Here is a 13,969-nt window from a genome sequence, read left to right on the forward strand (position 1 = left end):
TCAATTTTTTATCAGGTTTCCAGCGTTATGGCCAAAGCCGACGTGCCTCCGTCAAATATTTCGTCAGATGATATTGTGCCTTCTGTGCGATTTTCTGAAGCCTTGATTGTTTGGCTTCGAATTGCGCTATTGAGTTTCGGAGGCCCCGCCGGACAGATTGCTGTCATGCATCGTTTGCTGGTCGAAGAAAAGAAATGGCTGAGCGAAGACAGATTTTTACATGCTCTCAATTTTTGCATGTTACTGCCGGGCCCGGAAGCTCAACAATTGACTATCTACGCGGGCTGGCTCACCCATCGGGTAATCGGTGGTGTGACAGCCGGTTTACTCTTTGTGCTGCCGGGTGCCGTCGCAATGATGGTCTTAAGTTGGATCTATGCCGCCTTTGGTGAAAGCGGGTTGGTGGATGGACTTTTCTTTGCGCTAAAGGCCGCTGTTCTCGCAATTGTCCTTCAGGCCATCGTGAAAATTGGATCGAAAGCGCTGACAAACAGGTTTAAAGTTGGCATTAGCGTGATGTCATTTGTCGCGTTGTTTGCTTTTTCCGTCCCGTTTCCAGCAATTATCCTGTGCGCAGGATTATTGGGATATATCGCCGGAAAAACAGAGTTAAATGCGTTTCATACGTCTCCTTCACCGCAGGACGAGACCAAGGAGATACCACTTCCAGCTCACCGACTTGCCCCTTATCTAACGACAGCTTTCATCATTTTGTGCCTTTGGCTAACGCCAACGCTGATCCTTTTTCTGTTTGCCGGGCCGGATCATGTTTTCACTGAGATTGCTTTCTTTTTCAGTAAAATGGCGGTCGTCACTTTTGGCGGTGCGTATGCCGTTCTTTCCTATGTTGCACAAGCCGCTGTCACTGATTTCGGCTGGTTACAGGCTGGCGAAATGCTGGATGGGCTGGGTCTTGCGGAAACTACGCCGGGGCCATTAATTATGGTGACCCAGTTTGTTGGATATCTTGGTGCGTATCGCGAGCCTGGCAGCTTGTCTCCTGCCGTGGCCGGTCTGCTGGGCGGAATGCTTACGACATGGGTGACGTTCACGCCTTGTTTTCTCTGGATATTTCTAGGAGCTCCTTATGTCGAGAAAATCCGTCAAAACAGGGCTTTGGCCGCCGCCTTGTCCGCCATAACCGCTGCTGTTGTTGGGGTGATTGTTAATCTTGCAATATGGTTTTTACAGCATGTTCTGTTTGGTCGGGTCGTTGATTTTAATGTCGGTATTCTAACGCTGAGTTATCCGGAAATTACGACGTTCAACGGTCTGGCCGCGATATTTTTCGGATTGGCCCTTCTTGCTGTTTTTCGATTTAAAATCGGATTGCTGCCACTGATCGTAGTGGCAGCGCTTTCCGGTGTTGTCCTGCATTTAACGGGACTTGTTTAATAGCCTTTGTCCGGATCGACCTGATTGAGCAGAGGTTTTCCAGCCCGTGCAAGCTCAATATTCTTTGCAGCCAATTCGGTGACCCGTCCGGGGGACGCAATGCTCGCTACATGTGGGGTTACGCGCACTCTTGGGTGGCTCCAGAGAGGGTTTTCCTCTGGCAGTGGCTCCGTGTGAAAGACATCCAGTGTCGCCGCAGACAAATGTCCACTGTCCAGTGCGTCAATCAGTTCCTGCTCATTGAGATGCGGTCCGCGACCTGGATTAATGAGGGCGGCCCCTTCAGGCAACTTCTGAAACAGATCCTTGTTCAGAATTCCAGTGGTTTCGTCAGTCAGGGGCAACAGGCATACCAGGATTTCTGTGCGCGCCAGAAAGGCGTCCAGTTGTTCCGGGCCATGAAAAGTTGTGACACCATCGATTGATTTGGGGCTTCTGGACCAACCGGCAACATCGAAGTTCATTTTTTTCAAGGTTTCAGCAGAACCGGTTCCAAGGGCGCCAAGCCCAAGAATACCAACCTTTCGATTGCGGGCAGCAGGGGCATGTTTTTCTTTCCAGAAATGCTTGCGCTGCTGTTCGTCATACAGATGCTGGTACCGGTGATGATTGAGAACATGCTGTAATACATACTCGCTCATCCGGTCGGTTAGTTCAGGATCGACGACGCGCGCAATCGGAACATGTCTTGGATAGTCTGGGTCTTCAAAAATATGATCGACGCCCGCACCTAGAGAAAACACAGCCTTAAGATTCTTCAGCTTGCCCAAAACCCCATGAGGCATGGCAAAACACAACGCAAATTCAATGTCATCGGGATTTCCGATGTCAGGATAAAATCGTACTTCCAGTCCCGGGACTTTTTTGGAGAGTTCTTCCCGCCACCAGTCGTTGCGTTTGATTTTACTGTGAAAGAGTAGCGCCATGGTCACTTTTCTCCGTGAGGTTTGTTGTTCGTGATCTTATAGGGTGGCGAGATCAAAAGCCGCTTTCATAAGGGCTTTGGTATAAAGTGTTTCAGGGTTATCAAATATCTGATCCGCAGGGCCTTGTTCAACTACTTTTCCATCTTTCATGACAATAACCGTATCCGCTAGGGCGCGCACGACCTTCAAATCATGACTGATAAACAGGTATGCAAGGTTATGTTTTTGTTGCAGGTCCCGCAATAGATCAACGATCTGCGCTTGAACGGACATATCAAGTGCAGACGTTGGTTCGTCCAGAATGATGAATTTGGGTTTCAGGATCAAGGCCCGGGCAATAGAGATCCTTTGCCTTTGCCCACCCGAAAATTCATGGGGATAGCGATCCTGCGCATCTGGGTCTAGCCCAACTTCTTTGAGGGTTTCGCCGATCAAGGCCCGTCGCTCTTTGGCATCACCGCGACCGTAATGAACAAGAAGCCCTTCTTCAATGATTTGTCCAACGGATAATCTGGGGCTCAAACTGGAATAGGGGTCCTGAAACACAACCTGAATTTCTGACCGTAACGGGCGCAAGGTTTTCCAGTCGGCGTTTTGAATGGATTTCCCATTATACAGGATGTCTCCCTGAGAACGGATCAGACGCAGCAATGCAAGGCCCAAGGTTGATTTACCCGACCCGCTTTCGCCAACAACCCCCACAGTGTGTCCCGCTTGAACACAGACTGAAATATCATCTACAGCTTTTACATGATCAACAGTGCGTTTCAATAAACCCGCCTTGATAGGAAAATAGACTTTCAGATGATTGCCGCGCATGATTTCCGGCGCGTTCCGATCCTTGGTAACGGGCAGACCCTTTGGTTCCGCTGATAACAGCATTTTGGTGTAGTCATGCTGTGGGGTCTCAAATATTTGCTGAACAGGCCCGGCTTCTACAATCGTACCGTTTGTCATCACGCACACATCCTTGGCCATTTTCCGAACAATGCCCAGATCATGTGTAATGAGGAGAATAGCCATCCCCAGGCGTTTCTGAAGATCCAGCAGCAATTCGAGGATCTGAGCCTGAATGGTCACATCCAGTGCGGTTGTCGGCTCGTCAGCAATGAGCAGATCGGGCTCGTTGGCCAGTGCCATGGCAATCATGACCCGTTGGCGTTGCCCGCCGGAAAGCTGGTGAGGGTAGGCCTTCAACCGTTCTTCCGTGGCCTCCAACCCGACCAGATCCAATAACTCGCGTACGCGTTTTCCGGCTTCCGATTGGCTCATGCCCTTGTGAACCAACAGGGTCTCGTTAATCTGCTTCTCAATGCTATGAAGGGGATTGAGGGACGTCATGGGCTCCTGAAAGACCATGGAAATCTTGTTGCCTCGAATGGACTGCATTTCTTTTTGTGGTTTGCCGACAACTTCTTCTCCTTCCACCAGAATGGAGCCGGTAGGATGGCTTGCCAATGGATAGGGAAGCAATTGAAGGATACTCAGGGCCGAGATGGATTTTCCGGACCCACTCTCTCCGACAAGAGCGAGGGTTTCTCCTTTGTTTATGTCAAACGACACATTTGTAACGGCCGGAACATCCTGCCCTTTTACTTTGAAGGAGATCCCCAGATTTTTAACGCTGACATAGGCCATTATTCAAATGTCTTTCTGGGGTCAAATGCATCACGAATTCCCTCTTGCATAAAAAAGGCGAGGGTCAGCATGATCGACAAAGTCAAAAAGGCAGTAATCCCTAACCAGGGAGCCTGAAGATTGGCTTTACCTTGCGCAAGCAATTCCCCTAAAGACGGAGACCCGGGTGGGAGCCCCAACCCCAGAAAATCAAGCGATGTCAGGCTTACAATTGATCCGGTCAGGATAAAGGGAAGAAACGTAAGGGCGGAAACCATGGAGTTTGGCAGCAAATGCTTGAACATGATCACACTGTCCCGTACGCCCAAGGCCCGGGCTGCACGCACATAGTCAAAGTTTCTGGATCTTAGAAATTCCGCTCGGACAACACCCACCAGACTGGGCCAACTGAAAAGCAGTAACAAAAACAGAAGTATAAGAAATGTCGGTTCGATCAGCGCGGCCAGAATGATCAGGATATACAGGCTTGGCATGCCGCCCCAGATTTCAAGAAACCGTTGGAAAATAAGGTCCGTCATTCCGCCGAAATACCCTTGTACGGCTCCGGCAGCGACTCCAATAATCGAGCTCAAAATTGTTAAGATCAGCCCAAACGCAACTGAAATCCGATATCCATAAATGACACGGGCGAGGACATCGCGTCCTTGATCGTCTGTACCCAGCCAGTTCTCAGCGTCCGGTGGGCTGGGAGCAGGAGAGCTCAAATCATAATTGATTGTTGTGTAGCTGTATCGAAGCGGCGGCCATAGAATCCAGCCGCCTTCTTCCTCGATCAGTTCGCTGACGAACGGATCCCGATAGTCGGCTTCCGTTTCAAAATCCCCGCCGAAAGCCGTTTCCGGATATTCGACCACAAAGGGCGTGAAATAATCGCCTTTGTAAGAAATCAGCAACGGCTTGTCATTGGCGATGACTTCGGCAAACAGGGACAGAACGAATAACCCGAGGAACAGGATCATCGACCAGTATCCCCGGCGGTTTGATTTGAAATTTTCCAGGCGTCGCTGGTTTATTGGAGAGAGAGTGAACATCAGACATCCCTCGCTTCAAAATCAATTCTAGGATCAATCAGGGTGTAGGTGATGTCGCCAATCAGGTTCATGATCAAACCAAGCAGGGCGAACACATACACGGTTGCAAAGATTACCGGGTAATCTCTGTTTAGGGCAGCCTCAAACCCAAGCAGGCCAAGACCATCAAGGCTGAAGATCACTTCAATGAGAAGAGAGCCGGTAAACAGGATGCCAATAAAGGCACTTGGAAACCCGGCAATGACAATCAACATGGCATTACGAAACACATGGCCATAAAGGACCCGTTGTTCGGATAGGCCTTTGGCTTTTGCTGTCAAAACATATTGTTGGCTGATCTGGTCCAGAAACGAATTTTTTGTAAGCTGTGTGAGGGCTGCAAAGCCGCCAATCACCATGGCTGTTACAGGCAACGCAATATGCCAGAAATAGTCGATGATTTTTCCAAACAGGCTTAATTCATCAAAGTTTTCAGACGTCAGGCCCCGTAAAGGGAACCAGTCCAGATATGAGCCGCCAGCAAAGAAGACGATGAGTGCAACGGCGAACAGGAAACTGGGGATGGCGTTCCCGATAATGACCAGACTACTGGTCCAAAGATCAAAACGGCTGCCATCCCGAACGGCTTTTTTAATGCCCAGCGGAATAGAGATCAGATACACCAGCAGGGTTGTCCAAAGACCAAGCGAGATAGACACCGGCAGTTTTTCCAGAACCAGATTAAAAACGCTTTCGTCTCGGAAATAGCTATTGCCAAAATCAAAGACCACATAGTTTTTTATCATCAGGAAGAACCGTTCATGCGCCGGTTTATCAAAACCGAACTGGATTTCCAGTTCTTTAATGAATTCAGGGTCAAGGCCTTGCGCGCCCCGATAGGCGCTGTCGCCCCCGCTGTTGACGGTGGCGCTTGATTGGCCAGAAGAGACATCCCCCTGTCCGCTTCCTCCAATGCGCGACGTTGCCCCAACAGCGGTACCTTGTATTTCGGCGATGATCTGTTCAATCGGTCCGCCTGGCGCGAACTGGATCACAACAAAATTCAAGACCATTATGCCGAACAGCGTCGGGATCATCAGGAGAAGTCGTCTTAGAATATAGGCTAACACGGTAAACCTCTACTGATTGAGGGCAGCGTCAATGGCGGCTGCCTTTTCTGTGTCTATCCACCAGGTATCCAAAACAGACCGATTATATCCCGGGGGTGTTTTATCAGGACGCCCAAACTTGTCCCAATACGCAATGAAGTGGCTCGCTTTATACCATTGCGGGATTGTATAATGACCCCACATCAGCGCGCGATCAAGGGCGCGGGCGGCAATGGTCAGGGTTTTAATATCTTCTGCCTTGATAACCTCTTCGACCAAGGCGTCAATGGCTTCATTTTTGATACCCGCGAGGTTATAGCCCCCTTGGATATCTGCTGATTTCGAGCCCCACCAGTCCCTCAAACCGGTTCCGGGATAGGCCGATTGGGAAAGCCGCCGCGTAATGATATCGAAGTCAAAAGCCTGCAAGCGGTTCTGCCAGCTTGCAACATCCAGTATACGAACCTTGGCTTCAACGCCAATTCTTTCCAGATTTCGGATGAAGGGATTGATGATCCGTGTGAAACCCGTGTCATACAGAAGAAACTCGAAGGACATCTGTTCGCCCTTTTCGTTTTTAAGTTTTTTGTCTTGAATGGTCCAGCCAGCCTGCTTGAGTTCTTTGAGTGCGGCGCGAATTTGCGTCCTTATTTTACCGCTCCCGTCCGTGATCGGCGGCATATAGGCCTCTTTGAAGACCTGTTTGGGTAACTGCGCGCGCCAAGGCTCCAGCAAAGCCAGTTCTTCTTGTGTTGGAAGGCCTGTGGCCTTCAGGGATGAATTTTCAAAGACAGAGGTCAGGCGGTCATAGCTGCCATAAAACAGGTTTTTGTTTGTCCATTCATAGTCAAACATACGGGTCAGTGCTTTACGAACAAGCGGGTTCTTGAATTTTTCCAGTCGGGTATTGAAAAAGAATGCCTGAAATCCGGTCAGCGCCTTACTTTTTAATGTATCACGCTGTATCAGGTTCTTCTTAACGGCAGGTTTGCCGTCATATTCGGTTGCCCATACCCGAGAGGTGAATTCTTCTCTGAAATCATAGTTGCCTGCGAAGAACGCTTCGGTGGCAATTGTTCTGTCCCGATAATAATCGACTTTAATCTCGCCAAAGTTATAGCGCCCTACATGGACAGGCAATTTGTCGGCCCAATGGTTTTCAATACGTTTGTAGGTCGCTGATCGTCCGGGCTCGACAGCGACCATTTTATAGGGGCCCGAGCCCAAAAGCGGCTCAAGGGTCGTTTTTTTAAACGGGCGTTCTTCAAATGAGGCTTGCGATAAAATCGGCATACGGCCAATTAAAACAGGTAGCCCCCGGGTAAAAGCCTCTTTCTTAAAAGAAAATCGAATTTTATCGTCAGACAAAACCTGCACTGTTTCAACATCACGAAAGAGTTGGCGATACCGAGGGTGACCGTCCTTTACCAATGCCTCAAAAGTGAAGGCGACGTCGGATGCGGTGATAGGCGTTCCGTCATGAAAGACAGGCCCTTTACGAAGGTGAAATTCGACCCATTTGTTAGTGTCATCCAAAACCGCGTGTTTTGCAACCAAGCCATAGACGGCATCGGGTTCGTCGTTGGACGGCGTCATCAAACTTGCAAAATTGAAATTGGCGTCCCCGCCAATATCGGCGTTCAATATTTCACTGGTTCCCTTCAAAATGAACGGATTCACACTGTCAAAACTGTTCAGATTGCGCAGCCTGATAAGGCCCCCTTTCGGGGCTTGTGGATTAACATATTCAAAATGCTTGAAGTCAGATGCATATTTCAAATCACCAAAGCTTGAAAGTCCGTGCGTTATTTTTTCTTTTGCAACGGACACTGATCCGAAAATTGGCAGCAGACAAAAGACAAGTGCGGCTTTCTTAAGCGGTATTCGAAGCATGTTGCTTTTAATTTTTTGCATTCTTGATTTTCTTAAGCCCCTCCCGAAGTGCTTTTTCTTTTTCCGGGTCAATCCACCAGGCCATAATATCGTTGCCTTCACTTGGGTAGATATTAGTTTTACCAAACTTGTTCCAATAGGCAAGGCGGTCATAGGCTGCGGTGAACTGTGGTATCAAATAGAAATTCCAGGTCAAAACACGATCAAGCGCACGGGTCGCCGGGATAAGGCTTTCATAATCCGGTGCTGCAATCAAATTTTCGATCAAGGCGTCCACTACGGGATTTTGTATGCCGATCAAGTTCCGGCCCCCGGGTGTTTGGGCCGCGGCACTTCCCCAATATTCTCGCTGTTCGTTGCCGGGGCTTACGGACTGTCCAAAAACGGTTGTGACAATGTCGAAATCGTAATTACGTAACCGTTCGGTATATTGGGCGGTATCGACAATCCGGGTGGTGGACGTGATGCCGAGTTTCTGAAGGTTTTTGATAAAGGGGCCAACAATCCGCAAACTGTTCTGATCATACATTAAAAATTCGATTTCCAGCGGCTTGCCGGTTTTCGGATTGATCAATTTTCCGCTTTTTATGGTCCACCCGCCTTCTTTAAGCAGGCGTTTGGCCGTTCGGAGCGGCGTTCTGTCCCGGCCACTTCCGTCCGTCACAGGGGGCGTGTAGGCAGGGCCAAAAACGCGGGCAGGTAACTGATCACGATAGGGTTCCAGAATTTTCAATTCTTCTGCTGACGGTTCACCCTTCGCTGCCATGACCGAATTAAAAAAGAAGCTGTTGGTTCTGATATATTGGTCATAGAAGATGTTCTTGTTGAGCCATTCGAAATCAAACGCGTAGGTCATGGCTTCTCGTAAAACCGGGTCCTTGAATTTTTCTTTTCTCAGGTTAAACGCGTATCCCTGCTGGCCTGCGGGGCTTTTGGAGGGGATTTCCTCTTTGATCACAAGCCCGTTTTTCAAGGCAGGGAAATCGTATCCTGTTGCCCAGTTTTTTGCACTATTTTCAGCGCGGTAGTCGTATTCTCCGGCTTTGAAGGCTTCAAGCAGAACGGTGGTGTCCCTGTAAAAATCAAAGCGTATTTCGTCAAAATTGTAGCGCCCCTTATTGATCGGAAGGTCTGCGCCCCAATAGTCTTTTACCCGCTCATAGACAATGTAACGGTTGGCTTCGAATTCCTTGACGCGGTAGGGGCCCGCCCCCAAAATGGGGGTTAGCGTGGTTTCATCAAATTCGCGGGTTTCAAAATGCTTTTTTGACAGAATTGGCATGAGCTGCCCAACAATCTGTGGAAGTTCGCGATTTGGCGGGCCGGTAAAATGAAATTTGATCCGGGTGGGAGAGAGCGCTTCTGCTTTTTCAACATTGGCATAATAATACCGAAAAACCGGACGCCCTTTTTCTTTGGCCATATTAAAGCTGAAGATCAGATCTTCAGATGTAATCGGGCTACCATCATGAAAGCGCGCTTTAGGGTTCAAGTTAAAAATCGCAAAGCTTAAATCTTCTGCAACCTCGACACTCTGCGCGACGAGCGCATATTCCGTGCTCGGATCGTCGTTCGGCTGGGTCATCAGCGTTTGAAAGGTCAGGGCAATGCCGTTGGCAGATTGACCGCGGCTAATAAAAGGGTTGAGATTATCAAATCCACCGATGGCGGAAAGACGGAGTGTGCCGCCTTTCGGGGCATCTGGATTGGCATATTCCAAATGCTTGAAATCGGGTCCATATTTAAGGGGACCGGCTAATGAAAGTCCGTGCGATTTTGTTGTTTTAACTGTTTCTGCGGCAATAAAAGGCGTCGCGCAGAAAAAGGAAATCAAGACGAAAGCAGAAGTTTTAAGAATTCCCATTATTTCCCTGTCAGTCGATTGTTAATAATCGACTGTAAACATGGGATGAATTGGCCCAGACATCAAGGTCAAAAGCAAAAAGTGAGGGTCAAACTCCTGAGAGGAGAGACAAGGCGTGCTCGTGAAGGCTTTTATTGGCTGAGGCAAGAACATAGCCTGGGTTATTCAAGGTGAGAGGATTGCCGTCCCAATCTGAAATAACACCGCCTGCATTTTCAACAACAGGAACCAATGCGCAATAGTCGAAAGGTTTCATGTCAAAATCGGCAACGATATCGATAAAGCCATGCGCCAAAAGCCCGTAGGCGTAGCTGTCATAGCCAAACCGTGTGCGGGCCACAGTATCCAGTAGCTTTTTGTAATCCTCACCCCGTTCGCTGAAAAGCAACTCAATTCCCCAAGAGAACAAAGAGGCCTCTGAGCAGGTGGTGATCGTCTTGCGGGCATTAATCTGAGTGCCGTTGAGTTCAGTTCTTCCGTTGGCGCCAACCCATCTTTCTTTCGCGATAGGTTGATCGATCACGCCCATGATTGGCTTGCCGTTGCGGGTAAGTCCGATCAAGGTTGCAAAGGTTGGAACGCCCGAAATGAACGAATGGGTGCCATCAATCGGGTCCAGCACCCAGACATATTCAGAATCAAGTCTGACCTGACCATGCTCCTCACCGTAGATGCCATGCTCTGGAAAAGCGGCTTCAATCATGTCGCGCATGACCATTTCGGCATTGCGATCCGCAATCGTAACCGGGCTGGCATCATCTTTAGAAATGATGTCAATCTTTTCTCTGAACAGAGGGGACACTACCTCACCGGCTGCATCAGCAAGCCGGTGAGCAAGTTCCAGAAATTCTGGGGGGCATGTCTCAGTCATAAACTAGACTACTTATCCTGCTATTAGTTGGCAGCTGGAAGCGGAACATCGCCCTTACCAAGCGTCCGAAGATAGCCAATCAAATCGGCTCGGTCAGTTGGCTTTTTCAAACCATTAAAGGACATTTTTGTCCCTTTGATGTAATCTTTAGGCTTCTCCAGGAACGCATCCAGAGATTCGTAGCTCCAGTCTCCGCCCTTTTCCATCAACGCACTTGAATAGGAGAAGCCATCGACTGCACCTTTCGCGCGATTCAAGACACCATAGAGGTTCGGACCAATTTTGTTGGCACCGCCTTCATCAACCGTGTGGCAGGCGCCACATTTTTTGAAGACTTTTTCACCCTTGGATACATCTGCAGAGGCCAGAAGGACGCCAAGAGACGGGCCTTCTTCTACAGCTGCGGTGGCTGTTGATGCCGTGGCGTCAGCTTCGCCTGTGTCGATCGCGTAGGCCGTTTCTTCCGGAAAGGAAGGGGAAACGGCAATGTCGGCAACTGCGTTGACAACAACAACAGCGAGGGCACCTGCAAGGACTGCGCCGGCTATTTTATTTAGCTCAAAAGAATTCATTGCTTACCTCAGCTCAAATATTCTGGGCGTAGCTCTAGCAAACGCGGCAAAAAAAAGCGAGTGGAATTTAACGGGTTTCGCTTCGAATGTACAACACGTATATAATCGGTGCTAAATTGTGACAACTCGTAATTCGTTTCAATGAACTGAAACGACACGATTTTCAGGAAGGATTCGAAGCTTTATGGCCGAAGCATTAAAGCCTGTCATCGTTATTCCCGCGCGCATGGCGTCAACACGATTGCCGGGAAAACCACTTGCGAATATCGCTGGGAAACCAATGATCGTGCAAGTGTTGGAGCGCGCAAAGGAAGCAGATATCGGTCCGGTACTTGTTGCCTGCGCTGAACAGGAGATCGCTGATGCGGTTACTGGCGCCGGGGGGCAGGCAATTCTTACCAAGCCGGATCATCCTTCCGGGTCGGACCGGGTGCACGAGGCCGTAGAGCTTTTCGATCCGGCAGGAACCCATGATGTGATCATCAATCTGCAGGGCGATTTGCCATTGCTGGATCCGTCCGCCATCCGCGCGTCTTTAAAGAGTGTCGAGGAAAGTGCCGCTGATCTGGCGACTTTGGTTGCTAAAATCAATGATCCTGCCGAACTGGATGATGAGAGTGCTGTGAAGGCGGTGGTCAGTCTGCTTCCAGGCGCGAAACGAGGACCCGCCTTATGGTTCAGTCGGTTAAAAGCACCGGGAGGAGAGGGGGCGCACTATCATCATATTGGAATATATGCCTATCGGCGGGCCGCCTTGGCGCGTTTTGTCGCTTTGCCGCCCTCCCCGTTGGAAATGCGTGAAAAGCTGGAACAGTTGAGGGCGCTCGAGGCTGGAATGCGAATTGACGCGGCTCTCGTTGACACCGTGCCTTTGGGTGTTGATACTCCTGAAGATCTAGCGCGTATCCGAGAGATGTTTAAGGCTCGTATCGCGCGCTGACCCTGATTAAATTGTAACTTTCACCGATTGCCCAAGATTGACCGGAATATATTATGACGACGCCTGAACCAGAAAATGCCATTGCCTTCCAGGGTGTGCCCGGAGCCTACAGCCATTTGTCCTGCCGGAATGTTTTTCCGGATATGGAGGCGATCGCCACAGAAACTTTTGCGGACGCCATCGCGATGGTGCGTGAAGAGAGGGCCAAATATGCGATGATCCCCATTGAGAATTCACTGGGTGGGCGCGTGGCTGATATTCACTATCTGCTTCCCGAGTCTGGTCTTTTCACAATCGGCGAGCATTTTCAATCGGTTCAGCATCAGTTGTTGGGGGTTCCCGGCGCGAAGCTGACAGATATCAAGCAAGTGCATAGTCACGAACAGGCGTTGGCGCAGGTTCGCAATTTCACCCGTGAGCTTGGGATCGAACCGGTTATTCATTATGATACGGCGGGCTCTGCTAAAATGATTGCGGAGCTTGGGGACAAAAGTCAAGCGTCTGTGGCGTCAAGCCTTGCCGGGGAAATCTACGGTCTGGATGTCATCCGAGAACGCATTGAAGACCGGTTGGGCAACACGACCCGTTTTTTAATTATGTCCCGTAAACGTCTGGATCCGGATCCACGTTCCGGGCCTTGTATGACGAGCCTTGTTTTTCAAGTGCGTAGTCAGCCTGCTGCCCTTTATAAGGCGCTCGGTGGGTTTGCGACAAATGGCGTGAATGTCACGAAGCTGGAAAGCTATATCACGGATGCCAGCTTTGAAGCGGCCCAGTTTTATATCGAGGTTGAAGGGCACCCGGATGAGGCTCATGTCTCGCGGGCATTGGAGGAGCTGCAGTTTTTTAGCGCCAAGCTAAAAGTACTGGGTGTTTATCCAGCCCACTCTTACAGGCGGGAATATAGTTCAAAGGCTTGATGAAAGTCACTTGCTTTCCCCAAATATTGAGAATATAAGCGCTTTCAAATTTGAGCGGCCGACCACGGGCTGTTACTCGTATATATGTGAAGGTAAGTGTTATGAATTCAGCAAAAATGAACGGGGGGCAACTCATCTTTCTGATCATGGGCGTTATTGCGATGACCGTTGTTGTCACAACATCGAATATTGTCGTCGAAATTCCGATTAATGATTGGCTGACATGGGGAGCCTTGACCTATCCTTTTGCATTTTTGGTCACGGATCTTACGAACCGAGCCTTGGGCGCCGCCAAAGCGCGCCTTGTCGTGACGGTTGGATTTGTTGCCGCGGTTGTAATGTCGCTGCTTTTGGCAAATGAACGGATTGCCCTTGCTTCCGGAAGTGCGTTTTTAATCGCGCAGTTGCTGGATGTGTTTCTTTTCGATCGGTTGCGGCAGGCCGTGTGGTGGAAAGCGCCGCTGGTCTCTTCCGTTGTCGCTTCTTTTGTGGATACCCTGATTTTCTTTAGTCTGGCTTTTGCGGGTACTGGTCTTCCTTGGGAAACCTGGGCGTTAGGCGACTATGGGGTCAAGCTTGCAATGGTCGCAATTTTGATTATTCCGTTCCGTGGCTTGTTAAAATTCACAGACCCGTTGACATTGGCCAGCACTGGCCGCTAATCTGACGACCAGACAAAAAAAAGGGGCTGCGCGCAAACGCAGCCCAAGTCGGGAGGAAACGCCCTAAATTAGGGCTGTCAGTGTGTGTGCTGACTGACTTTATATTGCACTTGCGAAATCATATCGCAAGTGCAAATTCCTCTTTTTCCCATCTTTTTTCATTTTATTC

Annotated in this window: 12 protein-coding genes; 4 read left to right on the top strand and 8 right to left on the bottom strand. The window is 49.5% G+C overall.

Annotated elements, in window-relative coordinates:
- The first annotated feature begins 27 nt into the window (after window positions 1-27).
- Window positions 28-1,395: a chromate efflux transporter gene (chrA, locus tag ACJAYR_RS00180; protein ID WP_415234726.1), complete on the top strand. Its 1,368-nt coding sequence runs from the start codon at window positions 28-30 to the stop codon at window positions 1,393-1,395.
- Here the strand turns inward: chrA and ACJAYR_RS00185 are convergent.
- From ACJAYR_RS00185 to ACJAYR_RS00220, 8 genes are all read right to left on the bottom strand, one after another.
- A complete protein-coding gene (locus ACJAYR_RS00185; RefSeq protein WP_415234727.1) occupies window positions 1,392-2,321 on the bottom strand; it encodes a 2-hydroxyacid dehydrogenase in 930 nt (309 codons plus the stop codon). The genes chrA and ACJAYR_RS00185 overlap by 4 nt on opposite strands.
- 36 nt (window positions 2,322-2,357) lie before the next feature.
- Entirely contained in the window at window positions 2,358-3,959 is a 1,602-nt protein-coding gene (locus tag ACJAYR_RS00190) for an ABC transporter ATP-binding protein (RefSeq protein ID WP_415234728.1), read from the bottom strand.
- On the bottom strand, window positions 3,959-4,990 hold the full coding sequence (locus ACJAYR_RS00195) for an ABC transporter permease (protein WP_415234729.1): 1,032 nt from the start codon (window positions 4,988-4,990) through the stop codon (window positions 3,959-3,961). Before ACJAYR_RS00195 ends, ACJAYR_RS00190 begins: the two co-directional genes overlap by 1 nt.
- Entirely contained in the window at window positions 4,990-6,099 is a 1,110-nt protein-coding gene (locus ACJAYR_RS00200) for a microcin C ABC transporter permease YejB (RefSeq protein ID WP_415234730.1), read from the bottom strand. The genes ACJAYR_RS00195 and ACJAYR_RS00200 overlap by 1 nt, the downstream gene beginning before the upstream one ends.
- A gap of 9 nt (window positions 6,100-6,108) precedes the next feature.
- Window positions 6,109-7,992 carry an extracellular solute-binding protein gene (locus ACJAYR_RS00205; RefSeq protein WP_415234731.1) on the bottom strand — a complete coding sequence of 628 codons (1,884 nt, stop codon included), beginning with the start codon at window positions 7,990-7,992 and terminating at the stop codon, window positions 6,109-6,111.
- Window positions 7,979-9,835, bottom strand: a complete 1,857-nt coding sequence (locus ACJAYR_RS00210; protein ID WP_415234732.1) for an extracellular solute-binding protein — start codon at window positions 9,833-9,835, stop codon at window positions 7,979-7,981. Before ACJAYR_RS00210 ends, ACJAYR_RS00205 begins: the two co-directional genes overlap by 14 nt.
- Window positions 9,836-9,923: 88 nt before the next feature.
- Window positions 9,924-10,706, bottom strand: coding sequence for an inositol monophosphatase family protein (locus tag ACJAYR_RS00215; RefSeq protein ID WP_415234733.1), 783 nt, complete (start codon window positions 10,704-10,706; stop codon window positions 9,924-9,926).
- Between the two features lie 23 nt (window positions 10,707-10,729).
- Complete coding sequence (locus tag ACJAYR_RS00220; RefSeq protein ID WP_415234734.1) at window positions 10,730-11,278, bottom strand: c-type cytochrome; 549 nt, start codon at window positions 11,276-11,278, stop codon at window positions 10,730-10,732.
- Window positions 11,279-11,462: 184 nt separating this feature from the next.
- Between ACJAYR_RS00220 and ACJAYR_RS00225 the strand changes: the two genes are divergently transcribed.
- From ACJAYR_RS00225 to ACJAYR_RS00235, 3 genes are all read left to right on the top strand, one after another.
- Complete coding sequence (locus ACJAYR_RS00225) at window positions 11,463-12,218, top strand: 3-deoxy-manno-octulosonate cytidylyltransferase (protein ID WP_415234735.1); 756 nt, start codon at window positions 11,463-11,465, stop codon at window positions 12,216-12,218.
- 53 nt (window positions 12,219-12,271) lie between these two features.
- Window positions 12,272-13,138 carry a prephenate dehydratase gene (locus tag ACJAYR_RS00230; protein ID WP_169543315.1) on the top strand — a complete coding sequence of 289 codons (867 nt, stop codon included), beginning with the start codon at window positions 12,272-12,274 and terminating at the stop codon, window positions 13,136-13,138.
- Between the two features lie 101 nt (window positions 13,139-13,239).
- The gene (locus ACJAYR_RS00235; RefSeq protein WP_219821578.1) at window positions 13,240-13,800 is read left to right on the top strand and encodes a queuosine precursor transporter; all 561 of its coding nucleotides are present in this window, start codon (window positions 13,240-13,242) and stop codon (window positions 13,798-13,800) included.
- Window positions 13,801-13,969: the final 169 nt, after the last annotated feature.

It is taken from the genome of Sneathiella sp., assembly GCF_047631475.1.
In the GTDB taxonomy this organism is placed as follows: Bacteria; Pseudomonadota; Alphaproteobacteria; order Sneathiellales; family Sneathiellaceae; genus Sneathiella.